The following is a 21719-nucleotide window of genomic DNA, read 5'->3' on the forward strand; positions in this document are numbered from 1 at the left end:
GTCAGCGTACGTCCGTGCCATCGCGCCCCCCCGGGACGAAGATGCGGTCCTGGTCGTAGCCGAGGTCCCGACGCAGGGCGTGCAACAGGCGCTCGGCCGTCGGGCCGACCTGCTCAAGGCGCTCGCGGTCACGGACACGCTCGGCAGCGCGTTCGGATGCCTCGATGTCGGCGTGCATGTCGTAGCCGCGGCCGGTGACCTGACGCACACGGTTCAGGAGCCGGTGGTCCAGGTCACCCGAGTGCGTGGTGACGAGCTTGTCCTCGACCGTGCCGTCGGGCTGATGGACCTCCTGCGTGACCACCCAGATGTCCTGCTGGGGGTCGTAGTGCAGATGCAGCGAGTCGTCGATCTCCTGCAGGCTCGTCGCGATGCCCTGCACGTCGTCGTCCACGAGGACGAGCGACTTCGTGCGGCCCATCGCCTGGTGGACCTGGGTGATGGTGGCGGGGCTGATCTCGACGTAGTCCACGGGGCTCTCCAAGAAGACGGGGGGTGGCCCAAGTATGGGCCACCCCCCGGCGACTGCTAGGGACAGAGGGCCTAGTAGTTCACCGCAGCGTCGTCCGCGGCGTTGATGATCGCGCCCGTCTGGTTGGGCGCCATGCACGCGAGCGAGGCGTACCAGATGAACCACGCCTGCCAGGCGGCGCGCCGGCCGATCAGCGAGCCCTGGGCGGGGGCCGCCGAGTTGGCCAGCTGCCACACCGAGCCGTCCTTGGACTTCAGCCAGTCCGGCGCCGCGAGCTCGAACCACTTCCAGCTCGGCTTGCGGAGCGCGAAGGCGTAGCCCTTCGGGCAGTCGTCGTCGGCGATCACGGGGATCTCGTTGACGAAGATCGACTGGTAGCCGCCGTGGATCTCCACGGCCTTGGCGTCCACGAACCGCTTCTGGGACTGGTAGGTGTCCGCGAGCCGGCGCCGGATGCCGCGCGTGGTGAGGAAGACCTCGACCTCGCCCTGACCCACGCCGCCGATGTCGTCGGCGAGCTGCTCGAAGATCGACTCGCCCGCCACGGCCGAGGCCGCGTCGCGCTGGCTCGAGTTCCAGAACTCGTTGCCGGCCGTCGCCGAGTTGATGCCGTGCAGCGTGCGGTTCGTGGCGGCCACGTTGCGCAGGCCCGCCTCCAGCTCCAGCGTACGCGCGCCAGGCAGGTAGAGCCCGAACGTGTTGTCCGTGGTGCCGGTGATGGTCGTCGTGAAGGTGACGACCTTCGTAGCACGGTTGATCGACTGGATGACCACCGAGGTGGACGCCGTGACCGACGCGCCCGAGGCGCGCACGAGCACGTCCACGACGGCGCCCGGACGCAGGTACTGGGTGGACGAGACCGTCACGTTGTTCGTGCCGGCGCCGCCCGCGGTGACCGCGGTGATGAGCCCCGTGCCGTCACCGAAGATCTGGCGGTTGAGGTTCTTCTTCATGTCCTGCGCGAGCAGCTTGGTGTCGTTGTCGAGCAGGTTGACGAACGCGCCAGCATTGTCCCCGTTCGCCTGACGGATCGACTGGTCCGTCAGCTCGATGCCGGCGTTGTGGTACTTGATGCCGACGATGCCGTCCTGGTACCCCTGGGTGCCCGGGGTGGCCAGGCCGCCGCCGTCACCGAAGGACGTGGGCGAGAAGTTCGGCGCCGAGTGGACGGGGAAGATCGCGCGGCGACCGGTGAAGTCGACGGACTCCGAGTCGCGCTCGATCATGTCGAGCATGTACGTCTTGTAGTTGAGCTGCTCGATGATGGGGCCGCGGTAGAGATCCTTGAGGATCGCGTCCGCAGTGGCGAGGGTCTGCGTGGCCATGGATGGCTCCTAGTTCGTTCAGGATGAGGCTGCGAACCGGGCGCGGGCCGCGTCCTTGAGGGCGGGATCGTTGATGCCGTTGAACTTCGGGGGGGATGTGTCGGTGGTGCCGGGGGCCAGAGCCGGGGCGGGCTGCCCCGTGGCCTTCTCGTCGAGCAGGTCCGCCTGGCTCGTGCCCGCGATCCGCTGGTACTCAGCGAAGGCGGCCGCGACCGGGTCGGGCTGGTCGATGAAGGCGTGCGCCAGACTGATCACTGCGGCCTGGTCGAACTCCCCGTGCTCTGCCTCGAGGGCCTGCAGCGACTGCTGCAGCTCCTGCTCGGCGGACCCGACGGCCTTCTCCTGCTGCTGCTCGGCCATGAACTGCTCAAAGCCCGAGAACCGCTGCTCCATCTGGGCCATCATCTGGTCGATGAGGCCCTGCTGGTCGACGCCGGCGGGCTCTTCGCCCATCGGGTCGTCCTCGCCACCGGCAAGGAAGCCGTTGGCCTGGCCGTACTCCAGCCAGGAGTTCTCGTCCATCTGGCCCTGACCGAGGTCGAGGCCAACCTGCTCGGCCGCCGCGGTCAGCCAGGACTTGAAGCCGTCCTGGTCCTGCAACAGGTCACGGAAGGCCAGCAGTTCCTGCAGGTCCTCCGTGGGCACATCCTGGATCCCAAGATCCTCGAAGGGCGCCCACTGCTTGCGGTACTGGGCGTTCTCCTCGAACTTGGACCCGACGTTCTTCTGCACCTGACGAAGCTGCTCCTCGAGGTACGGCCGAAGCTCTTCCGGCGCGCTGCTGAGGTCGTAGAGGCCGTTGCCTTGGCCCGCGTCGACGACACCTGAGTCCTCGCCACCCTCCCCGCCTTCCCCGCCTTCTCCACCCTCTCCAGACCCGCCGGCAAGGCGGGGGAGCGGATAGCCAAAGCGGGCCGCGCGGAAGATGTCGAAAGGCTCGATGTCTTCGTGGGGCTGTACGACGCCATCTGATGCGGACAGATTGTCCATGCTGCTCCTTGGCGCTGTAGCTCGCCCTTGGCCCGAAAGCTGTGGCGTGCCCTTGGCGCGTGTCGGTTGGTTAGCCCTGCGCCTTCATTGCGGCGAGGGCCTGTTCCTTCGCGCCGGCGAAGCCGGGCGGGGAAGAGTGGGTGGGGCCGGCGTCGCCGCCGCCCATGATGTCCTGCTCGACGATCTTCAGCGCGAGCTGAGCCTTCGGGGAGGACACGAGGCCGGCGAGCACGTCGACCGCCTTCATGCCCGCCTCCTGCTCAGAGTGCTCCTCGGCGGGAGACTCGTTGCGCTCCTCGGCCGGCGAGCCCTCCGGGGGCATGGCGTCGGCGCCGGGAGCGGGCCTCTTCTTCGGGGGCGGGAACATCGGGATCAGCGCCCGCCGGCCACCGCGCGGGAGAGCGCCTCGATGGGCACCGTGACGTACGCGGCGGTGTCGTCGCGCAGGCGCACGACGGCCTGGCCCTCGCGGGTCGTCGAGTACCACACGCCGTAGAAGCCCTTGTGGTCCTCGAGGCCCTTGACGTTGGCGTAGGCGTCGCTGACGCCGTCGTAGGAAGAGTCGATGGTCACGAAGTGGCCCTCGATGGGGGCGCCGTCCACGAACGTCTGGGTGGGCTGGGGGAACTTCGCGTCGTGCTTGGCGACGAGCTCCGGGGCGTCGACGCCGGGCGCGACGCTCTCGGCGTTCACGTCCTGGTCGTCCTGGAGGCCGGGACCGTCGGTGCTCTCCTGCGTCGGCTCGGCCGTGGTCGGCTGGTCGATGGCGGCCGGGTTCGGGGACTCGGGCGTGCTGGCCGGGTCGCCGTACTCGACGGGATCGCGGTCGGTGCTGTCTGGGGTGCTCATAACGCTCACTCTCAGGTTGAGGCTGATGGTTGAAAGGTAAGACCTAGCTCGGCGGCATCGGTCCGGGGGGAGGTGGGGAGCCAGCAGGGGCGCCCGGAGGGCCAGCGGCCGGCGGGATGCCGGCCTGCTGCTGGGCGGCCTGGAGCTGGCCGCGACGGTCGCGGTGGGCCTGCACATGGGTCTCGATGATCTCCCGGTTCAGCAGCGGCAGCTGGCTGTACTGGGCGGTCTTCTGGAAGTCCTCATGCTCTTCGATGTGCGCGTCGTCGTTGTCGTAGTTGTTGATCGGCAGGTCCTCGGCGTCCGGCTGGGCCATCTTCCGGTTCTCCTCGAGCACCTGACGGGAGTCCCGGGTGCTGTTGGCGAAGAACTGGTCCAGGCCACCGATCTGGTACTCGGCGAGGATCTTGCGCCAGGCGCGGTCGGGGATCGCCTGACCGTTCTGGGTGAACATCATCGCCAACTGCGAGAGGGCCGCCTGCTTGGCGGCCGTGCTCTGCGGCAGGCCCGAACCGGTCTGCGCCTGGATCTGCGTGTGGCCGTTGAGCATCTTGCCCTTGAACGACTGCACGTCCCACATGCCCTCGTCGCCGGCGACGCGCAGGAACCGCTCGTCGTTGTAGAAGCGGTCCATCAGCCAGAGCATCATCGAGCCGGCCTCAGAGAGGGTGTTGTCCATCTCGGAGATGTCCGGCCCCAGCCGCGTGTCGTCGGCCTCCTGCAGTAGCTGGATGGCCGAGGCGGCCGTGACGCCCTGGGGGACGTTGGCGCCGGACACCTCGTGCTGGCCGGAGATCTCCATCATCGACTTCTCGATGCTCGGCACGAGGTTCTGGATGTAGCCCGGCATCTCCGGCACGCGCATGAACTGCGGCACCGCGCCCGGCGAGCCCGTGTCGTTGTAGATGACCTTCTCGCCCGGCAGGCCCATCCACGGGAAGTCCTCGTCGTCGATGGACGAGGGCGAGAGCAGCGGCGGGTTGCCGATGCGCTCGGCGTTCTCCTCGAGCTGGGACTCGATGCGGTTCAGGCTGATCTGCCGGGGGATGAGCTGCGTGACCGTGCAGTCCGGGACGAACTGACCAGGGACCGGGCGGCCGCGGAACATGAAGTAGGGCAGCCGCGGGTAGGGATTGGCCTCCTCGAGCAGCAGCAGGCCGTCCTTGGTCCAGATCGTGTGCTTGTCCTTGGACCAGTACTCGCGGATCTCGGCGCCCTGGGCCTGGTGCTGCGTGGCCATCCCCGAGCCCATGAAGCGGCTGAAGGCCATGCGGCCCTTGCCGATGCCGGCGGTGGGCGACTGGTCGAAGTTCAGCTGGTCGTAGAAGTCGCTGAAGTGCTCGCGGCAGTAGTCCTGCGAGAACACCGCCTTCTCGACGATGTAGCCCGCCGAGGCGATCCCCTCATCGGTGGCCATCGGGTCCACCGCAATCTCGAAGAAGTTCTTCGGGTCCACGCGGATCTCGCCCATGGCGATGGTCTTCGGCGTGAGCATGGCCGCCATCTCGGGCGGCATCGAGCCGAGCGCGTCCGGACGCAACGGGGCGCCGGAGGACTTGGCCCGGGCGACCTTGCCGGCCTGCGGGTGATCGTCGGCGTAGACGAGCGCCTTCGTGCTCTTGCCGGCCGAAGAGTCCCACCAGATCTTCCAGTAGGAGGCCGTCATGACTCGTGAGGCGAGGACGCTACCGCGCAGCTTGCGGGCCATGTCGAAGGTGCGCCAGGCGTCCTTCATCGCCATCTCGGCGAAGCGCGCGCCGCTGATGTCCTCGTCGGCCTGGCTGTTGAGGAGCACCTCCCAGTTGGGCCGCTCCTTGGTCATCTTCGCGACCTCGGTGAGGACCGCGGGCTGGATGCGGTTGTCGACGACCTTCGCGCGCCAGTCCTCGAGCTCGGGCTCGAAGACCTGTGTGCCATCCCAGGCCACCCACTGGTCGCCCGTGTAGAACGCGAGGTTCAGGAAGACCTGCGGCTCGAACGGCCGGCGCGCGGACTCGGCGGCAAGGAGCAACGCGTCCAGGTCGGCGACGGTCGAGTCAATCTGCGGCATCCGGGACTCCTCGAGTGATGGTGCCGATGCGGTTCAGGTTGGCCAGATCCTTCGGCGGGTCAGGGACAGGCCGCGGCCCCTGCGGGGCAACAAACTGCGTCTGCGGGTTGGAGAGGCGCAGGTCCAGGAGGGCGGCGCGCTCACGCTGCGCGGCCGCCGCAGCCCACTGGGCGTATCGCAGGAAGGCGATGACGACGACCACCAGAGCGACCGCTTCGATGCAGGCGATGACCGTCATGCGATGGCCATCTGCAGCGCGCCGGCCGCGTTGAAGTTGAAGCCGTTGTGGGTGACCGTGAACGGGCCAGCCTGCGTCGTCACCAAGCGGCCGGCGGCGTCATAGCCGAAGCCGTTGTGGGTGACCGTGATGGCGGTGTCGACGGCGACGGCGACCTGGCCCGCAGCAGTGAACGGCAGGCCGTTGTGGATGTAGGCCACGGTGCCTCCCGACGCGACGGCGAGCTTGCCGGCGGATGTGAAGCCGTAGCCGTGGAGCGCGGAGGTGGCGGCGTTCGTGCCGTCGCCGTCGACCGAGCCGTCGGCCTTCTTGGGCAGGCTGCTCACGCGGCCGTCCGCTTGGTCGGGCGCCGCTGCGGCTTCTCCTCCTCGACCGGCTCCTCCTTGGGCCGGAAGAGCTCCTCGAGCTTCGCGCGCTCGGCGATCTCCTCGTCGACCCGGCGGATGTAGTCCAAGGCTCCGAGGTTGCGTGCGCGGAGGTCGTCGACCTGGGCGGTCAGGCGCTCGACCTCGGTAGCGGTCTCCCCGTCGTCGCGGAGGCCCAGAAGTGCAGCGGCTGCACACAGGCACTCCTCGCAGATGATGAGGTCGTCGATGGCGACGGTCGTGACGCCAGCGAGGGGCGAGTCACCCTCCACCGTCGGCCCGTCGTAGGCGGCGCCGAAGTCGACATGGCGGCGCTCGGGGTACTGGCCGAAGCACGAAGCGCACGCGGTCGGGGGTGCGGACAGCCGAATCTTGGAGGCTGCGGACAAGTCAGTCATGCTGAGAGGTTCTCACCCGTTCCGGCGCAGCCGGGCCATGACCTGCTTCTTGTCGGGGAACGACGGCGGCTGCGAGCCCCCGACATGGACGTGAACCTGCACGCCGCCGGCCTGGTTTGCCGCCTGCTGCCCAGGGGTCGGCGTCCTGGCGTCGACCTCGTGCTGCGGCGGCACCATGCCCTCACCCTGGGGTTCAGGGTCTGGGAGCCTGGCCACGTCCTGGCTGCACGCCTGCAGGCGCTCGACGAGCCCCTGCGCGGAGGAGATGTGCTGCGAGGCAGCCGTGTAGGCCTTGATCGCTGCCTGCAGGTCGCCGCGAACGCTCATGCCTAAACCTTACGTTGAGGGTCAGTCATCGAAGACGTAGGTCGTGATCTTCTTGATGATCGTCGTCCCGCCGCCACCTGTCATCCGGTTCAGGACGCTCATCGCGATGTCGACGCGGCCCTTCACCGTGAACGCGACCGAGGCGACGTAGGCGCGCGGCACCTGGGTGCCGCGGTTGAAGACCGTTGAGAGGGTCGCCGGGGCGGCGAACGAACGCGCGGCTGAGATGCTCCGGGTGAAGGCGGTCGCGGGCGTCATCGCCGCGGTGCGCATCGCGGACACGGTCACGCTCCGGGCAACCCCAGTGGTCATGGACGCGGTGAAGGCTCGAGCGGCGCTGACACTGCGCGACACGACGGCCGTGGGCGTGACGGCCGTCGTGAGGCTGCGGCGCAGTGTGCCGGCGCGCGTCGCCGTGGTGGCGAAGGTGACCGGCGCCGCCAGCGACCGGTTGGCCAGCAGGGATCGCGCCAGGACGACGGCGAACGTGACGGCGGCAGCGCGAAGCTTCGAGATCTGCTGCGAGCCCCGGGCGGCGGTGAACGTCGCAGCCGCAGCCCCCGCCTGGTTGTAGGTGGCGTTGGCCTGCTGGAGCGCGACCGTCCACGCCGACCACCCCGCGTTGGACGCCGTGGTCAGCGTCCTCGAGGTCGTCGTCGTGCCGGCCGTGGCGATGAGGGCGTTCTCCTGGCCGACGCCGGACCCAGAGTTGTTCGCCAGGGCCGTGGTCCCGAGTGCCTCGGAGTCCTTCGTGGTGCCCGTGGGATAGGTGACCGCCGGCGCCGAGGCAAGGTTGACGGCCGTCACGGCCGCGATGACGACCCCCGAGCCGGCCTTCGTCGTCGTGACCGTTGGGGTGGCGATGGACGTGGTGTTGTTCGCCGTCGCCGCGCGGGCGGAAGCGTCGATGGGGTTCGTCTTGGAGACCCCCGACCACGCGGAGATCGCGGCCGAGATGCCGCCCGAGGATGCGTTTGTGACCGTGAACGTCGTGGGCTCCGACGCCCCCGCGAAGCGGTAGTAGGCGGCGACCGTCATCAGCGTCGCCGCCCCGTCCTGGACGATCACCGACGAGGTCAGGACCGTCCAGCCGGTGGGCGTGGTGAAGGCGGCGTTCGCCGTCGTGGCGGTGAACAGCACCATGATGTCGTCGGTGACGACACCCGTCGGCTTGTTGACCGTGACACTGGCCGCCTGTGCCGCCGCCGAGCTGGCGTTGCGGAAGGCGACCGCCATGTCAGTCCGTCAGGTCGAGCGTGAAGACGATGGCGTCCCCCGAGAGCAGCGGGATGCCGGTGAAGACATGACGCTGCTGCATCTGCTGGTTCGCGGCACCCTTCGTGAGCGTGTTGAAGCGGCCGGCCTCGGTGATCGTCTGCGTCTGCGTCGAGGTGATCGTCCCGACACAGCGGTCCGTGGTCGCCGTGGGCTGCGAGAGCGTGCCCGTCGTGCGCGCCTCCGAGCTCGCGGTGCCGAGGTCCGTGTCGGCGACGTTCTCGGCCACGGAGCCGGTGCCCCAGCCGATGAACTGCATGAGCGCACCGGCGGGGAGCTCGACGTTCTGGAGGCGGTCGATGATCCAGCCTCGGCCAACGGTGGTCAGGGCCATGGGTCAGTCCTCCGGGAGCAGGTTGCGGGTCTCGGACGGCTCGTCGGCGTCGGTGACGACGGCCTTCTCGACGAGGGTCTCGTCGGTGTCGCCGTACTCGGCGGTGACCTTCAGGTCCCAGGTCCGCGATACACGGACGGTGCGCTCAGCGGGCATCGTTCTTCTCCATCTGCTTGTACTCGAGGAAGCGCGCGACCAGCCACAGCCAGGCGCGCAGGTTGTAGACCGGCCGCGGCCGGCTGAAGTGGGAGTAGTGCTCCACGCGCCCGTCGGCGCGCACGACCCGCATGTGGCAGGCCGACGCGCCATGCAGGCGCACCTCCTGGCCGAGGCGAGGGATCATGCGATCTCCTGGTAGTGGATGGTCACCGCGACCGGCTGGGCGTTGGCGAGGTTGACGTTCACGGGCTCGTTGATCGCGCCGGTGAAGACCTCCCAGTGCGCGAGCGCGTAGCCGATGTACATGTTCACCGCGGTCGACGGCCAGCCAACGGTGACGAGGTTCGCCGAGGCGTTGTCGCTGCTGGGGATGAAGGCGACCCAGTAGACGCGGATCCGCTTGCCGGCCGCCGGCGCGATGACGGCGTTGTCGCCGGCCGTCGACAGCACGGCAGCGAAGGAGGACTTGCCGCCGGCAAAGCGCAGATCTTCGGTGCCCGCCACCAGGAGCGCGCCGAGGGAGGCGCCAGCTGGCGCCGTGTCGCGGAGGAAGCCCGCCTGCTCCTGGCTCACTTGGACCCGATCCTCTGGCGCTTGCGGCGCTTGCGCCACTTGGAGGCCAGGTCGTCCTGAAGCATCTGCTCGGGGCCGGTGAGCAGCTTCTCGTCGGCCTCGGCCCGGCCCTTCACCGGCAGCGACATCACGAGGTAGCGCAGCGCGTCGAGCATGTCGTCCTTGACCTTGATCGGCTCCTCCGGGCTCGCATCCTCGGACTGGTTGCGCCGCGCCTTCCAGCGGTAGTCGCGGAACTCCTCGACCAACTCCTCGTTCCCGGCGTGGACCAGCAGCCTCCCGGTCGACAGCCGCTCCTTAACGCGCGAAAAGCCCGCCAGGCGGCTGTTCTGGCCCGGCAGGGTGTGAATGCCGTGCTCGGCGTACTCGAGCTGCATCGAGCGGCCCGTGATGTGGCTCTTGTTCCGGGCGCTGGGGTCGATGACCACCCACCGCGGCTTGACCTCGAACCGCTCGCAGGCGGCGTGGAAGTGCTTGGCCACGTCGCTGACGGTGCCCCGGATCTTGAAGGCGTGGAAGACCTCCATCACGTCGAGCTCGTCCACCCAGGCGAAGACGACGCCCGAAGGGTGGTCCAGACCCGGGTCGATGGAGGCATAGACCGGCACCGAGGGCTTGGCCTTCTCGCCCCGGCGCGGGACCGGGCGCGCGGGGACGACGTGCTCGGCCTCGCTGAACTCGGGGTAGATCGAGCCGGCGAAGTGGACGAAGGAGCCGTTCATGCGCGCCTCGAGCAGCAGCGGGTCCTTGGCCCACTTCTTCTTCAGCCGCTCCTTCATCGCCTTGGCGGTATGCGGGTTGTCGTCCATCGACCCGGTGATGACGCGGCAGTCCTCGTCGTTGCGCGGCACGCCGCCGTCGGTGATCTCGTAGTAGACCCAGTTCAGACCGAGCAGCGGGGTGAGCGTGAAGCGCACGTCGCCGTCGCGGTCGATGAGGCGGACCAGGGACTCGTCGAACTGCGCGCGGCCCTTGGCGCCGGGCGGCTCCTCGTCGAAGTGGATCCGGTCAACGTCCGCGCCGGCGTAGGCGTCCACGTCCATGTCGTGGGTCAGGAAGTCCCACCACGAGCCGTCGGCGAACTGCAGCATGCGGGTGCGCTCGTTCCAGGCCTTCTGGAAGTCGCCCTTCCAGAGCGCGCCGGCGGGGATGACGCGGCGCATCTTCGGCAGCCACACCTTCGTGAGCGCGTTCGGCAGGTCGACGACGACGACGCGGCAGCGGTAGTCGCCGTTGTAGGGCTTGCGCCGGTAGCCCTCAAGCCACGGCGGGACGAACTCGGGCGGGAGCGTCTGGATCGCGTCGTCCATGAGGCCGCCGTGCGTCTTGCCCCAGCGGTTGCCGGCGATGGCGGCCGCGATGAAGAGCCCGTCGGTCGAGCACTCGTGGTAGGCGATCTGCCCGCCGGTCCCGCGGCCGTCGTGCGGCACGTAGCCCCAGAGCGGGTTGGACTCGAGGTCCCGCTTGAGCCGCGCGATCTTGGCATACCACTCGCGCTGCTCGGCCTCCGGGAGGGCCAGCAGCGCGTCGTAGTCGACCTCGAAGGGTGCAGCGGGCACGCACCGGAAGTTACTGCGGACAGAGGCGTCAGCCGACGAGGGCGCGGCGCGCAGCCTCTCTCTTGACCGCGGCGGCCGACATCAGGGCGCGAGCACACTCGGGCGAGCACGACTTCGCGCGCTTGCGCTTCGTTGGCGGGGGCTCGAAGTCCCGCCCGCACACCTCGCACGCCTTGACCCGCGGATGGCGGTCGTTATGCAACCGCGAGTGCTCGCGCGGCGAGAGCGCCTGGAGGTTCGCAGGATCGTTGTTGAGCGGATCCCCGTCGATGTGGTGAACGTGCCAGCCGGTCGGGATCGGCCCGTGGTGCTGCTCGTAGATCACCCGATGCGCCGAGAGGGTCTTCCCGGCGATCTTGAGCTTCTTGTAGCGCGGCATTAGTCGACCAGCGCCTTCAGGATGGCACCGGCCAAAAGGACCGGAATTGCGTTGCCGACCTGCTGGAACCGCTTGGTCTTCGTGCCCTGCCACGGGTAGTCGGCGGGGAAGGACTGCAGCACCCCGGCCTCCTCAATGGTCACGCGCACGGCGTTCGTCCCGGCGCGACCCTCGTAGTCGTTGCGGCCCGCGTCGAGATCGGCCTGGCTGACCTTGTGGCCCGGCGGGTGAATCCGCGGGTCGCACGCGACGGTCGTCGCCGGGCGCTCCTCCACCCACGACACGTTATTCAGGCGGGCGCCGAACCGCATCGTGGGCGCCGGCTCGTCGAGGTGCCGCGAGGCGTCGTTCGCGTTCGTACCGGCCCGCAGGACCCACCGAGGTGGGTTGTGCCCGAAGGCCAGCGAGGGCGCGGGCTCGTCCAGCTCGCGCTCGGCGGCGCGCGGGCGTTCGTTCGTCGCCCTGAAACACCACCGACCCGCCGCCTGCTCGTCGTAGATCACAGCGCGGGCCGCCGAGCCGCCGACCTTCTCCTTGTCAGGGCCGCCCGTGCCGCTCGAACACGCGATCACCGGGTATGGCCGCTCGGTCATGCCCCACCCGAGCGCATCGGCCATCGACACCCACGGCAGCAGCCCATGGTCGTCGGGATGCACCCGCCGCTGCGGCTCCATGTCGAACAGGCCCTCGGCGTCGTTCTTCCGCGTCGGCAGGTATCGCTGATGCGTCGGCGGCGGCTGAGACACCGTGCGGGTCCGGGAGGCGATGAGAATCGCCCGTTTGCGGGTCTGCGGCACCCCGTACTGCTCGGCGGACAGAATCCCCGTCCAGACCGAGTAGCCCAGCTTGCGGAGGCTGACGGCCATGATCTCCCAGAGCGGCAGCACCGGGGGGACCTGCTCGAGCGCGATCCACTCCGGGTTCAGTGCCAGCGCCCAGCGCATCGGCTCGAGGACCAGATGCCCGCGCGGGTCGCCGCACGCGGCGTCGAGCTCCTCGATGGGCATCGGGTCGCCGTCGGCCATCCGCTGCAGCGCCTCCACGTACACGCCAAGGGCGCCGCGACCCGCGCCCTTCCCGGCCGTGCTGAAGGCCTGGCACGGCGGGGAGGCGATCAGGCCGTGGACCCGCGTCCCCGGCCACCCCACGACGGGGTCGGTGAGATCGACGGCGGCCACGTCGCACTGCATCGTGCGCAGGCCCGCCGCGCGCCGCGTCGCGCAGGCGTTGTCGTCGAACTCCAGGCCGATGGGGCTGATGCCCATGGCTTCTGCGGACAGATCCCAGCCGCCGGGGCCCGCAAATAGGTCGATTACGGTCATGAGGGCCTCAGCAGGTCGAGCATGGACGAGGCCACCACTTCGCCGCGCGGGCGCTCGCCGCCGACGAGCGGCAGGTAGCCGTAGGGGTGGTACTGCACCGACACGCGCCAGGTGCCGTTCTTCAGGAAGGGTGCGCCGATCACCGTGCCCTTCGACAACGGCTGCGGGTTGTGGACCTGCACCAGCGAGCCGAGCGGCGGGACCCAGGGTGGCTTCATGCCCGCACCCCGAAGTCGGCCTCGAGCGACCACGCCATCCCCAACGCCTCCGCGAAGATCTCCACGCCCTGCGGCAGGGCCGAGCGCGGGATGCGGAAGACGTGGTTGTCGAAGTCGCCGTGGTGCTTGCGGCACGCCGGCACCCAGCAGGACGGGTGCCAGATCACCTCGTCGAGCAGGTCCTTGCGCTCGCCGGTGAACTGCCGCTTGATCCGCTGCTTAGGGATCAAGTGGGCTTTATCCATGGGGCCATCACAGGGCGTGTCGACGAACGGCGCGAGGAAGCAGCTCACTCCACGCACCCCGGAGGATCGGACGGGCGGTGGGTCCAGTCGGGGTCCCGAGCCCACGAGAGCACCTGGGACATGTGCAGCGGCTGCACTCGCCCCGGCTCTGCCAGCGCAACCTCCGCGATGAGCGCCATCGTCCACGCCGCCTGATCCACGCCGTCCGGGTTCAGCTCGACCTTCGGGCGCGTGGCGATGTCGTGGAGGGCCGCGCGGAGCCTTGCGATCTCCTCGTCCGCCGCGTCGGTAGGCAGCGAGCTCACTGCGCCACCGGCTCGGTGGGCGGATCCTCGGCGGCGCGACGGTGGTCGGTCGCTTCGTCGATCAGGCGCTGCAGCACGAGCGAGCGCGGCCGGCCATCCGCCAGTCGCTCGAGCTTCTCCAGGTGCTCCTCCGAGAGCATGACGTGGATGCGGGGCATCTCTCTCCAGTCGTTGAGGGGACAGAACCCTCGCACGTCCAGCGGACAGACCACGGGTGGGCGTCCTTGTGCAAACAGACCCCCGGTGACACACTTGCCCCATGGGACCCATCGAACGCCTGGTTATGTGGCTCGAAGACAACGGCTGGGGCCTCTTCCTCCTGGCCGGCATCGCCTTCAGCATCTGGATGACCGTCGGCCGCTAGGCCTGACACACCCCGCAGCGGCACGTCGGGGCATGCGCCGGCCTGGACGGCGCGACCCGCTGCCTGGCTTCGCGCACCGCCTCCACCGGCAAGGGGGCGGTCTCGCGCTCCAGGCGCTCCTCGCAGGCCCTGATCATCCAGCGCGTGAGCGGCACGTCGCCACGGGCGGCATGCATCCGCTCCAGCAGGTCTTCAGGCAGGCGGAACGAGGTCGAGGCGAGCATGGGCCAGACCGTAGTGCTAGTGCGGGACAGAGCGGTACGTTGCGGTACAGGCTGAAGGTGGGGGGCTAGTGCAGGAGGGGCCAGTGACTGCATTGCACGCTCGCGAGCTCGCGCCCTCCCCCCCCGGGGGCATGCCCGCCCACGTCGTGCGAGTGCGGGCGATTGCAGGGTTGCCGGCCGCTGCCCGGGATCAGGTCACATCCGATTCGATCCCTGCCCGCGCGTCAGCGCCAGCGCCAGTGTGCGTGCGCAGAGGGGGAGGGGTGGACAACGGACTAGGTGTATGAGCGCACGCAGGCCTGCATCCGATGGCGGATCCGACGGCGCATGGCTGCTGTACCCCACGAGTACACATAGTCACGGGCGGGCGACGACGAGCAGCGCGCGCAGCATTGACGGGCACCCCATCCCCCAGAGCTGAAGGGGCATCCGTCGCAGCTCCTATCAACCCTCATCCGTCCCTAGTTCCCGGGCCGCATCCTCTGTCCGCACAATCTTTTCCTCTCCGGCCTTGACAGCACGCTAGGGGGTGTGCGAGGGTTCTGGTCGTCGGTTGACCCCGACAACCTCAGCCCCCTCTCTTCACTGGAGATCCCAATGTCTGACTTTGACTTCTTCCCCCGTGCGCTCCGCCCGCTCGCTGCAGAGCTGCAGTCGCACGACGTGGCCTTCGGAATGGAAGACCTTGGTGGAGGCTTCAACGCGCTGTCCGTCGCCATCGACGACGAGCGGGTCCTCTACCTGCAGGACGACGAGACCGCGTCGGACTACTACGACGACGACGACTCATTCATCCGCTACGTGGTCGCGACACCCGACGAAGAGCTGATGAGCGGGTGCGACTGGACGACGCACGCATCGGCTCTCACCGCCCGCGATGCCGCGCTGTACGTCGTGCTGCAGCTCTCCGACGCCATGGTCGATGGCGACGCGGTCGACGCGTACGTCCTGCTGTCCGCCGCTATGCGTCGCGCGCTGGAGGGCTAGTCCGATGCTCCGTATCGATGCTCTCTCGCCTCTCGCGACGCTGTCCGCCCCGACCGATGTGCGGGAGTGGGGACGGACGATGGGTATCACCCAGGCCGCCGCATTCCCGTGTCGTCGCCGGGCTGTCCTCACCGGGGAAGATGCCGTGCCCGTCCTACGGCCTGCCCGCTGCTGAGTGCAACGTCGGATCCCGCCTGCGGGCAGCGTCGACCGATGCCCGCCCGACGGTGTGCGGCGACTGTTACGCGCTGAAGGGGTCCTATCGGATGTACCCGGAGGTCATCCCGGCGCAGTACCGGCGACTGGCATCCGTGCGCCTGGCGCTGTCCGGTCCGGCGCCGCGCGCCGAGTGGATCCGGGCGATGGTCACGCTCATCGGATGGCAGTGCCGGGAGTCCGGCGTCTTCCGCTGGCACGACTCAGGGGACCTGCAGTCGCTCGAGCATCTCGCGTTGATCGTGGACGTTGCCGACGCGCTGCCATGGGTTCGGTTCTGGATGCCCTCCCGCGAGGCTGGCGTGCTCGCATCGTGGATCCGTGCCAACGGGCCACTGCCCGCGAACCTGAACGTGCGCCAGTCGGCCGCGCTCGTCGACCACTACCCGAACCCCGACCGCGCCGGTAACGGGCGCACGTTCTCCGCGGTGTCGACGGGCGGTGAGCTGCCCGCCGGCGCGTGGCAGTGCCCGGCATACACCCAGGATGGCGAGTGCGGCGACTGCCGCGCATGCTGGTCGCCGGATGTCCCGCTCGTCGTCTACCCGCTGCACTAGTTCTGTCCGCTGCTACTGGCGAAACCCTGCCCAGCAGGGTCCGGGACGGGATGACTACCCGCCCGCTGATGAGCCAAGTCACCACCCGATTGGAGCCACGCTATGCCCGCCTCACCATCCGAGACCCTCGAGCAGCTGCGCAAATCAACGCGACGACTGGAGCAGGCATGACCCCCGTGCAGCGCAACGCAACGCGAGCCGTGTCCGCCATTGAGGCGGCCGGTGGGCTCTACAACCTGACCGGCCTGGCCGGCGAGCTCGGGCTGTCGCGCCAGCGCATGTCCCAGCTCGCTGGCCGTGAGGACTTCCCGCAGGGCCTCGAGCTGAACGGCGAGGCCGACAAGCTGTGGCTGCTCGATGAGGTCAAGGCGTGGGACGAGGCGCGTCATGCGTGACGAGCTCGAGTTCGTCGCCGTCCTGGCGCTGATCGTCGCGCTGACGGCGGCCGGCATGGTCGCCTTCTGGTGGACGGCCTTCTGTCTGTTGTCTCTATGGGCAGGATGACCACACGGGGCTACGCTCCGTGGCTAATGGCAGGATCTCAACACGACTTGGAGGGAGTGGACGGATGAGCAACATCGACAACCCACGCAGTGACGAGAGGGTGGCTACGGTCCGGGTGCCTGCGGACAAGCTGCGCGTGGGCGACCGCACGACCTACGGGCGCGTCGCGTTCGCGGAGTACGTCGGCTGGATCACCGGCCTGAACTCTGTGCAGATCGGACTCGGCGAGGAGGGCAAGAAGCCCGTGTTCGCTCGGCGGCGCGGGTCCGAGCCGGGCGTCTACTACCCCGGCGCGTGGACGTTCCACGTCGCCGCCAGCGACGCGACCGCAATCCTTGCGAGGCCGACGCTCATGGACCTGCACTACGGGCGTGATGGGGCGACGGCATGACCCCGCTCCCGGGCACGTCGAGCGTGAAGCCGTGCGTCTACCGGTGCCGCTGCGCGGACTGCGGGTGGGTCGGGTACCGGCGCGGATGGTTCCGTCCTGCGCCCGCGCCGTCGACTCCGGAGTCGCGTGTCCACGTCGACTCCTGCCCGCAGTGCGGAGCGGAGCGTGTGCTCGGCCTCAGCCCTCGACTCGAAAGCTGGTGGAAATGACCTCCTCCGGAGCCCCACGATCGGGCATGACGATCAGCGCGCTGATCTACTGCCGCGTGTCGACCGAGGAGCAGGGCATGTCCGGCTTCTCGCTCGAGCACCAGGCCGACGTATGTGCAGCCGCTGCACATGGCCGCGGCTGGGATGTGCGCCGCACGCTGCGCGAGCGCGCGTCCGGCAAGAGCACCGCGCACCGGCCCGTGCTCGCCTCGGCGCTCGAGGATCTGTCCTCGGGCGCCGCCGGCGCGCTCATCGTGTCGCGCCTGGACCGCCTCTCGCGGTCGACGGCGGACTTCTACATGCTGATGGACCGCGCCGCCAAGGAGGGCTGGTCGCTCGTCTGCCTCGAGCCGGCCGTCGACATGTCCTCGCCGTTCGGGCGGGCCATGGCCGGCATGGCCGCCGTCTTCGCGCAGCTCGAGCGCGAGCTCATCTCCCAGCGCCAGCGCGATAGCGCCGCCATCCGCAAGGCGAAGGGCATCTACTCCAACGGCAGCGAGCGGCGCCGGGTCGACGAGGGCGTGGCACGCGAGATCCTGCGGATGCGCGGGCGCGGGATGAGCTACGTGAAGATCGCGCGGGCGCTGGAGATCGAGGGCTACCGGCCGCCCAGGGGCGGCGCGTGGTCGATCTCCACCGTCCGCGCGGTGATCTCTAGGGGGTGATGCGGAAGACGAAGTTGTTCTGGTTCGTCGTGTCCTTGTCGCTGTAGACCTTGCCGGCGCCGTAGGCGGTGGTGAGCGCGGACAACAGCGTCGAGGGGACGAACGGCTTCCCCTGGTCGAACATCAGCACGATGTGGATGTTGAGGGGACCCGTGCTCGTCTGGGTGGGCAGCGACCCCACGTCGGTCACGGTCTGGGCGGCGGACTTGGGCATGAGCGCAGACTAGGCAGGCTCGCGGCGGATCCGCCCCTGGTGCGTGAGGTGCCACGCGCCGCAGAGCGTGCAGCGGTACACGCGCAGCACCGTGCCATCCCTGAGCGACTTCATGCGCAGCGACGCCTGGCTCTCGGCGTGCTGACGCTTGCGGAAGGACTCCTTGCCGCAGGCTGGGCAGTCAGGCGGCTTGCGCACCCGACTTCCCATTCTGCGCCAACACGTCCCACAGCTCGACGCGGACGTGCGCCTCCTCACCGGGGTTTGCCCAGCGCCTGACCTGGCGTGAGTCGACGATGTGCGCGTCGTCCTTGAACGCGCAGTCGTTGAGGGCGTCGCTGACGAGCTTGACGACGTTGTCCAGGTCTGGGCGCGTCAGCGGGTACGGCAGGCGCTCGCCGGCGGCGCTGAGCGTGCCGTCGCGCTTCCAGTGACTCGCCGGCCGCTCGACGACAGCTTCGAGGTAGAGCCGCACCGGCCCGAGCGGCAGCCGTCCGGCGCCGGCGGCCTGCCATGCGGCGCGGACCTCGCGCTCGGCCTTCACGGTGTCGGCCGGCGTGTACGTGCGGCCGTTGCCGAACTTCGGCCTGCCCTTGCCCACCGGCTTGCCGGGAATCACGACGGCGATGCTGCCCGAAACTGGCGGTAGGCCGGTCATGCTGGGATCTCCTTCGCAATGGCGCGGACGGGCTCGGCGGTGGGCAGCCCTTCGCCGTCGTAGGCGCACCAGGAGAACGGCACACCGTCCCACTCGCCGTCCCACCACAGCGCGCCGGGCATGCCGCACGCGGACCCGAGATCATGGACGGCCTTGTATGTCCAGCGGTCGAGGTCGGCGACGTGATCCGCGCACACGAACCCGCACGCGGTACCCCAGTCGACGTGCTTGACGGCAGGCTTGCCGCACAGGCTCTCGCGGCCCTCGAACACGCCCATGAGCCGCATGCACGTGCGGTCGGCGTCCAGGTACTCGTTGCCCAGCGGCGGCGGAGTGCTGCCCGAAGGCGTCGGTCCGGTCATGGCTTGCTCCCGAGCGTGCCGCCGAGGGGCGACACGACAGGCGACGGCACGAACGTCCCGGCGTTCAGTTCGATGGCCGAGTGCCCGTCCGTGCCGCGACTCACGACCCAGAGGGCATCCCCAGATACGTCACTGGACGGGGTGGTCATACGTCGATGCCCTCGGCGCGCGCGCGGCGGATCTCCCTCACGTCGTAGAGGGAGATCGTGATCCCGACGATCAGGCCGACCGCCAGGAAGATCGCGCCCTTCATGCGGCGGCCCGCTTCTCGTCCTCGATGCGCTGGCGCGCGCCGGCCGCCGCGATGTCGCGGCACTGCTGCTGCTGGCGCTCGTTCAGGTTGTCCGGGTGCCAGCCGGTGCGGACGTGAGAGACCGACTGCATCACCTCGTCGAAGGAGCAGTCCTTCTCGAAGGCGACCTGGTCCAGGTGCTCGCGGCGGTGAGCCACCGCGCAGCCGTCGAGGTCGAGGCTGGTGACGATGACGCAGTCACCGCCGTGCAGCACCACCTCGTCGCCCACCGCCCAGTAGCCCATGGGGCCGATGACGAAGCGCGGGTCGTGGTCGTAGTAGATCTTGGCGAACGGGGTAGTCATGCCAACTCCTTGGTGGTGGTGTAGATCTGCTCAACCTCCGCGCCGCACTCCTTGCAGGACACGTCGTCGTCGGTGAACAAGAGGGGGCGGTACATGGGGTCGTCCCAGTACGCGCGGCAGCACGGGCACTTGAAGCGCGCGTTGCCGTGGTCGTCGATGCGGGCGCCGCCCGAGAGCACCTCGAGGGCGACGCGGAGGGTGGCAACGCGGGAGGGCAGGCTCTCCTGCGCCTTGCGCTCGCGTGCTGCCTTGCCCCGGGCGATGAAGCCCTCGAGCTTCACCTCGTCACGGCAGATCAGCTCGATGTCGTCGTGGCGCACGCCGTTGGCGCCGACGAAGGCGTCGATGGTCGCGCCGTCGATGGCGTCCTTGATGTCCTGCACGGTGTGGCCGTCGTCCAGGCGGGCCGAGATGACCTTGCGGCGCTTGGTGCCGAGCTTCACCCGGCCGCTGTCACCGCGCAGCACCTGGCGCCAGTAGAGGAAGACCTCCTCGATGTCGGCGGCCTTGACGTGCTGGAGCTGGCGCTGCTCGAGCTCCTTCTGCAGCGCCTTCACCTTGCGGCGCTCGACGCGGAGCGCGACCTCGACGTTCTCGAGGTCGACCATCATCGAGGTCATCTGCGCCTTGGTCCGTGTGCAGCGGCTGCACACACCGGACGGGTGCGGCATGGTGGCAGCGGACAGATCCTGGCCCGAGTCCGCAAGCGTCATCTGCTCCATTATCCGTCCTCTGTCCTAACCGATAGCTGCTAAACGACAGCCACGGCCACGCGGCCGGGGACTCGGTCCTGCGGTCCGTCAGCCATGCGCTCCGCGAGCGACTGCGCGACAGCGACGACCTCGCGCGCCTCGGCGGCGACGAGTTCGCGGTCATCCTCGCCCACTCCGCCGCCGACGAGGCACGCCGCGTCGCGGGGGAGCTGCTCGAGGCGGTGCGGTCGCTGAGCATCGTCGTCGGCGGGCGCGTCATCCGCCTCACCGCGAGCATCGGCGTGGCCACGTTCGACGCGGCGGCGACGAGCGCGGAGGACGTCCTGGCGGTGGCCGACCAGACGATGCACACGGCGAAGGACGCCGGCCGCAACTGCGTCGTCGTCGCCGACCCGGCGCAGGGCGGCGCCGTGCTGCGCGGGCGGGGGTTCCAGATCCGCGAGGCGATCGAACATGGTCGCTTCTGCCTCCACCTGCAGCCGATCCTCGAGCTCGCGACGGGCCGGATCGCGCGGCACGAGGCGCTCGTCCGCATGGTCGACGACGACGGCGGGCTCGTCCCGCCGGACGCGTTCATCGGGGTGGCCGAGCGACTCGGGCTCATCGGGGCGATCGACGAGTGGGTCCTGCGCCGCTCCGTCGAGCTGCTCGCCGAGCACCCGGACCTCGTCCTGGAGGTCAACGTCTCCGGCCGCTCGGTCGGCGATCTCGCGATCCCCCGCTTCATCGAGCAGGAGGTCCGGGCGCGCGACGTCGACCCCGCGCGCCTCATCCTCGAGATCACCGAGACGGCCGCGATCGCGAACATGGACGACGCGCGGCGCTTCGCGGACGCGCTCAGCGCCCTCGGGTGCAGCTTCGCGCTCGACGACTTCGGGGCGGGCTTCGGCTCGTTCTACTACCTCAAGCACGTCCCGGCCGACCTCCTGAAGATCGACGGGGACTTCATCGCCGGGCCGCGCAGCCACGTCGACGAGCTCGTCATCCAGTCGATCGTGCGGATCGCCCGCGAGCTCGGCAAGCAGACCGTCGCCGAGTACGTCGGGGACGAGGAGACCGTGCGCGCGCTGCGGGAATGGGGCGTCGACTTCGCGCAGGGCTTCCACATCGGCCGGCCGTTCCCGGCCGAGGAGCTCGGCGCGGGGCGCTGAGCGGCCGCGCCCTAGCGGCTTCGCGGGCGCCCGGGCTGGGTAGAACGCGACCATGACGACCACCATCAAGGACGACGACCTCTTCGGGGACGAGCACGTCCGCGCCTACCAGGAGACGGACGGTGCCCGCGGCTACCACTGGCGAGGCACGACGATCCTGCTGCTGACGACGACCGGCGCCAAGAGCGGCGAGCCGCGCACGACGCCGCTCATCCACCGGACCGACGGCGACCGCTACGTCGTCGTCGCCTCCCAGGGCGGCGCGCCCGAGCATCCCGCGTGGTTCACGAACATGCAGCAGACGCCGGAGGCCGAGGTCCAGGTGCTCGGCGAGAAGATCCCCTTGCGGATGACCGTGGCCGAGGGGACCGAGCGGGCGCGTCTGTGGGACGCGATGGTCGAGGCCTGGCCCGCCTACGAGGACTACCGGGCGAAGACCGACCGCGAGATCCCCGTCGTCGTCCTCGAGCCACGCTGAGCGGGAGGAACGCTCAGGGTCCGCTCAGGAACCGGCGCCATCCTGT

At 69.4% G+C, this 21719-nt stretch carries 36 protein-coding genes; 7 read left to right on the top strand and 29 right to left on the bottom strand.

Going from position 1 to position 21719, the window contains the following annotated elements; genetic code table 11:
- Window position 1: 1 nt before the first annotated feature.
- From NBH00_RS05200 to NBH00_RS05310, 23 genes are all read right to left on the bottom strand, one after another.
- Window positions 2-472 carry a hypothetical protein gene (locus NBH00_RS05200; RefSeq protein WP_254572286.1) on the bottom strand — a complete coding sequence of 157 codons (471 nt, stop codon included), beginning with the start codon at window positions 470-472 and terminating at the stop codon, window positions 2-4.
- 71 nt (window positions 473-543) lie between these two features.
- The gene (locus tag NBH00_RS05205) at window positions 544-1797 is read right to left on the bottom strand and encodes a phage major capsid protein (protein WP_254572287.1); all 1254 of its coding nucleotides are present in this window, start codon (window positions 1795-1797) and stop codon (window positions 544-546) included.
- 18 nt (window positions 1798-1815) lie between these two features.
- Window positions 1816-2787 carry a hypothetical protein gene (locus tag NBH00_RS05210; protein ID WP_254572288.1) on the bottom strand — a complete coding sequence of 324 codons (972 nt, stop codon included), beginning with the start codon at window positions 2785-2787 and terminating at the stop codon, window positions 1816-1818.
- Between the two features lie 70 nt (window positions 2788-2857).
- Window positions 2858-3154 carry a hypothetical protein gene (locus NBH00_RS05215; RefSeq protein WP_254572289.1) on the bottom strand — a complete coding sequence of 99 codons (297 nt, stop codon included), beginning with the start codon at window positions 3152-3154 and terminating at the stop codon, window positions 2858-2860.
- A 5-nt stretch (window positions 3155-3159) separates the two neighbouring features.
- Window positions 3160-3636, bottom strand: coding sequence for a hypothetical protein (locus NBH00_RS05220; protein ID WP_254572290.1), 477 nt, complete (start codon window positions 3634-3636; stop codon window positions 3160-3162).
- Between the two features lie 43 nt (window positions 3637-3679).
- Window positions 3680-5686: a portal protein gene (locus tag NBH00_RS05225; protein WP_254572291.1), complete on the bottom strand. Its 2007-nt coding sequence runs from the start codon at window positions 5684-5686 to the stop codon at window positions 3680-3682.
- Entirely contained in the window at window positions 5673-5924 is a 252-nt protein-coding gene (locus tag NBH00_RS05230; protein ID WP_254572292.1) for a hypothetical protein, read from the bottom strand. Before NBH00_RS05230 ends, NBH00_RS05225 begins: the two co-directional genes overlap by 14 nt.
- On the bottom strand, window positions 5921-6250 hold the full coding sequence (locus NBH00_RS05235; RefSeq protein ID WP_254572293.1) for a hypothetical protein: 330 nt from the start codon (window positions 6248-6250) through the stop codon (window positions 5921-5923). Before NBH00_RS05235 ends, NBH00_RS05230 begins: the two co-directional genes overlap by 4 nt.
- A complete protein-coding gene (locus NBH00_RS05240; RefSeq protein WP_254572294.1) occupies window positions 6247-6687 on the bottom strand; it encodes a hypothetical protein in 441 nt (146 codons plus the stop codon). Before NBH00_RS05240 ends, NBH00_RS05235 begins: the two co-directional genes overlap by 4 nt.
- A 12-nt stretch (window positions 6688-6699) precedes the next feature.
- A complete protein-coding gene (locus tag NBH00_RS05245; protein ID WP_254572295.1) occupies window positions 6700-7014 on the bottom strand; it encodes a hypothetical protein in 315 nt (104 codons plus the stop codon).
- 21 nt (window positions 7015-7035) lie between these two features.
- Window positions 7036-8250: a hypothetical protein gene (locus NBH00_RS05250; RefSeq protein ID WP_254572296.1), complete on the bottom strand. Its 1215-nt coding sequence runs from the start codon at window positions 8248-8250 to the stop codon at window positions 7036-7038.
- 1 nt (window position 8251) lies between these two features.
- On the bottom strand, window positions 8252-8623 hold the full coding sequence (locus NBH00_RS05255; protein ID WP_254572297.1) for a hypothetical protein: 372 nt from the start codon (window positions 8621-8623) through the stop codon (window positions 8252-8254).
- 3 nt (window positions 8624-8626) lie between these two features.
- Complete coding sequence (locus tag NBH00_RS05260) at window positions 8627-8779, bottom strand: hypothetical protein (RefSeq protein WP_254572298.1); 153 nt, start codon at window positions 8777-8779, stop codon at window positions 8627-8629.
- On the bottom strand, window positions 8769-8966 hold the full coding sequence (locus NBH00_RS05265) for a hypothetical protein (protein WP_254572299.1): 198 nt from the start codon (window positions 8964-8966) through the stop codon (window positions 8769-8771). The genes NBH00_RS05260 and NBH00_RS05265 overlap by 11 nt, the downstream gene beginning before the upstream one ends.
- Entirely contained in the window at window positions 8963-9355 is a 393-nt protein-coding gene (locus NBH00_RS05270) for a hypothetical protein (RefSeq protein ID WP_254572300.1), read from the bottom strand. Before NBH00_RS05270 ends, NBH00_RS05265 begins: the two co-directional genes overlap by 4 nt.
- Window positions 9352-10914: a terminase large subunit domain-containing protein gene (locus NBH00_RS05275; RefSeq protein ID WP_254572301.1), complete on the bottom strand. Its 1563-nt coding sequence runs from the start codon at window positions 10912-10914 to the stop codon at window positions 9352-9354. Before NBH00_RS05275 ends, NBH00_RS05270 begins: the two co-directional genes overlap by 4 nt.
- A 28-nt stretch (window positions 10915-10942) precedes the next feature.
- A complete protein-coding gene (locus NBH00_RS05280; RefSeq protein ID WP_254572302.1) occupies window positions 10943-11293 on the bottom strand; it encodes an HNH endonuclease signature motif containing protein in 351 nt (116 codons plus the stop codon).
- Window positions 11293-12615, bottom strand: a complete 1323-nt coding sequence (locus NBH00_RS05285; RefSeq protein WP_254572303.1) for a DNA cytosine methyltransferase — start codon at window positions 12613-12615, stop codon at window positions 11293-11295. Before NBH00_RS05285 ends, NBH00_RS05280 begins: the two co-directional genes overlap by 1 nt.
- Window positions 12612-12833, bottom strand: a complete 222-nt coding sequence (locus NBH00_RS05290; protein WP_254572304.1) for a hypothetical protein — start codon at window positions 12831-12833, stop codon at window positions 12612-12614. Before NBH00_RS05290 ends, NBH00_RS05285 begins: the two co-directional genes overlap by 4 nt.
- Window positions 12830-13063, bottom strand: coding sequence for a hypothetical protein (locus NBH00_RS05295; protein WP_254572305.1), 234 nt, complete (start codon window positions 13061-13063; stop codon window positions 12830-12832). The genes NBH00_RS05290 and NBH00_RS05295 overlap by 4 nt, the downstream gene beginning before the upstream one ends.
- 59 nt (window positions 13064-13122) lie before the next feature.
- Complete coding sequence (locus tag NBH00_RS05300; RefSeq protein WP_254572306.1) at window positions 13123-13383, bottom strand: hypothetical protein; 261 nt, start codon at window positions 13381-13383, stop codon at window positions 13123-13125.
- The gene (locus NBH00_RS05305) at window positions 13380-13541 is read right to left on the bottom strand and encodes a hypothetical protein (RefSeq protein WP_254572307.1); all 162 of its coding nucleotides are present in this window, start codon (window positions 13539-13541) and stop codon (window positions 13380-13382) included. Before NBH00_RS05305 ends, NBH00_RS05300 begins: the two co-directional genes overlap by 4 nt.
- Before the next feature lie 202 nt (window positions 13542-13743).
- A complete protein-coding gene (locus NBH00_RS05310; protein ID WP_254572308.1) occupies window positions 13744-13971 on the bottom strand; it encodes a BrnA antitoxin family protein in 228 nt (75 codons plus the stop codon).
- Window positions 13972-14568: 597 nt separating this feature from the next.
- Here NBH00_RS05310 and NBH00_RS05315 point away from each other — a divergent pair.
- The 5 genes from NBH00_RS05315 (at window position 14569) to NBH00_RS05335 (ending at window position 17500) form a co-directional block, all read left to right on the top strand.
- Window positions 14569-14958, top strand: coding sequence for a hypothetical protein (locus tag NBH00_RS05315; protein ID WP_254572309.1), 390 nt, complete (start codon window positions 14569-14571; stop codon window positions 14956-14958).
- 140 nt (window positions 14959-15098) lie between these two features.
- Window positions 15099-15731 (top strand): GP88 family protein, encoded by a 633-nt coding sequence (locus tag NBH00_RS05320; protein ID WP_437126604.1) that lies wholly within the window; start codon window positions 15099-15101, stop codon window positions 15729-15731.
- 167 nt (window positions 15732-15898) lie between these two features.
- Complete coding sequence (locus NBH00_RS05325; RefSeq protein ID WP_254572311.1) at window positions 15899-16126, top strand: hypothetical protein; 228 nt, start codon at window positions 15899-15901, stop codon at window positions 16124-16126.
- Window positions 16127-16299: 173 nt separating this feature from the next.
- Window positions 16300-16626, top strand: a complete 327-nt coding sequence (locus NBH00_RS05330) for a hypothetical protein (protein WP_254572312.1) — start codon at window positions 16300-16302, stop codon at window positions 16624-16626.
- A 205-nt stretch (window positions 16627-16831) separates the two neighbouring features.
- A complete protein-coding gene (locus NBH00_RS05335; protein WP_254572313.1) occupies window positions 16832-17500 on the top strand; it encodes a recombinase family protein in 669 nt (222 codons plus the stop codon).
- Here the strand turns inward: NBH00_RS05335 and NBH00_RS05340 are convergent.
- The 6 genes from NBH00_RS05340 to NBH00_RS05365 form a co-directional block, all read right to left on the bottom strand.
- A complete protein-coding gene (locus NBH00_RS05340) occupies window positions 17490-17714 on the bottom strand; it encodes a hypothetical protein (protein ID WP_254572314.1) in 225 nt (74 codons plus the stop codon). The genes NBH00_RS05335 and NBH00_RS05340 overlap by 11 nt on opposite strands.
- Window positions 17715-17723: 9 nt before the next feature.
- Window positions 17724-17912 carry a hypothetical protein gene (locus NBH00_RS05345; protein WP_254572315.1) on the bottom strand — a complete coding sequence of 63 codons (189 nt, stop codon included), beginning with the start codon at window positions 17910-17912 and terminating at the stop codon, window positions 17724-17726.
- Window positions 17896-18372 (bottom strand): RusA family crossover junction endodeoxyribonuclease, encoded by a 477-nt coding sequence (locus tag NBH00_RS05350; protein WP_254572316.1) that lies wholly within the window; start codon window positions 18370-18372, stop codon window positions 17896-17898. The genes NBH00_RS05345 and NBH00_RS05350 overlap by 17 nt, the downstream gene beginning before the upstream one ends.
- The gene (locus NBH00_RS05355) at window positions 18369-18734 is read right to left on the bottom strand and encodes a hypothetical protein (RefSeq protein WP_254572317.1); all 366 of its coding nucleotides are present in this window, start codon (window positions 18732-18734) and stop codon (window positions 18369-18371) included. Before NBH00_RS05355 ends, NBH00_RS05350 begins: the two co-directional genes overlap by 4 nt.
- A gap of 249 nt (window positions 18735-18983) precedes the next feature.
- Window positions 18984-19331, bottom strand: a complete 348-nt coding sequence (locus NBH00_RS05360) for a hypothetical protein (protein WP_254572318.1) — start codon at window positions 19329-19331, stop codon at window positions 18984-18986.
- Window positions 19328-19951, bottom strand: coding sequence for a hypothetical protein (locus NBH00_RS05365; RefSeq protein WP_254572319.1), 624 nt, complete (start codon window positions 19949-19951; stop codon window positions 19328-19330). The genes NBH00_RS05360 and NBH00_RS05365 overlap by 4 nt, the downstream gene beginning before the upstream one ends.
- 128 nt (window positions 19952-20079) lie before the next feature.
- Here NBH00_RS05365 and NBH00_RS05370 point away from each other — a divergent pair, with 128 nt between their 5' ends.
- Window positions 20080-21195 (top strand): putative bifunctional diguanylate cyclase/phosphodiesterase, encoded by a 1116-nt coding sequence (locus NBH00_RS05370; RefSeq protein ID WP_302182740.1) that lies wholly within the window; start codon window positions 20080-20082, stop codon window positions 21193-21195.
- A gap of 52 nt (window positions 21196-21247) precedes the next feature.
- Entirely contained in the window at window positions 21248-21673 is a 426-nt protein-coding gene (locus NBH00_RS05375) for a nitroreductase family deazaflavin-dependent oxidoreductase (RefSeq protein WP_254572320.1), read from the top strand.
- Window positions 21674-21719: the final 46 nt, after the last annotated feature.

It is taken from the genome of Paraconexibacter antarcticus, assembly GCF_024220175.1.
GTDB lineage: Bacteria > Actinomycetota > Thermoleophilia > Solirubrobacterales > Solirubrobacteraceae > Paraconexibacter > Paraconexibacter antarcticus.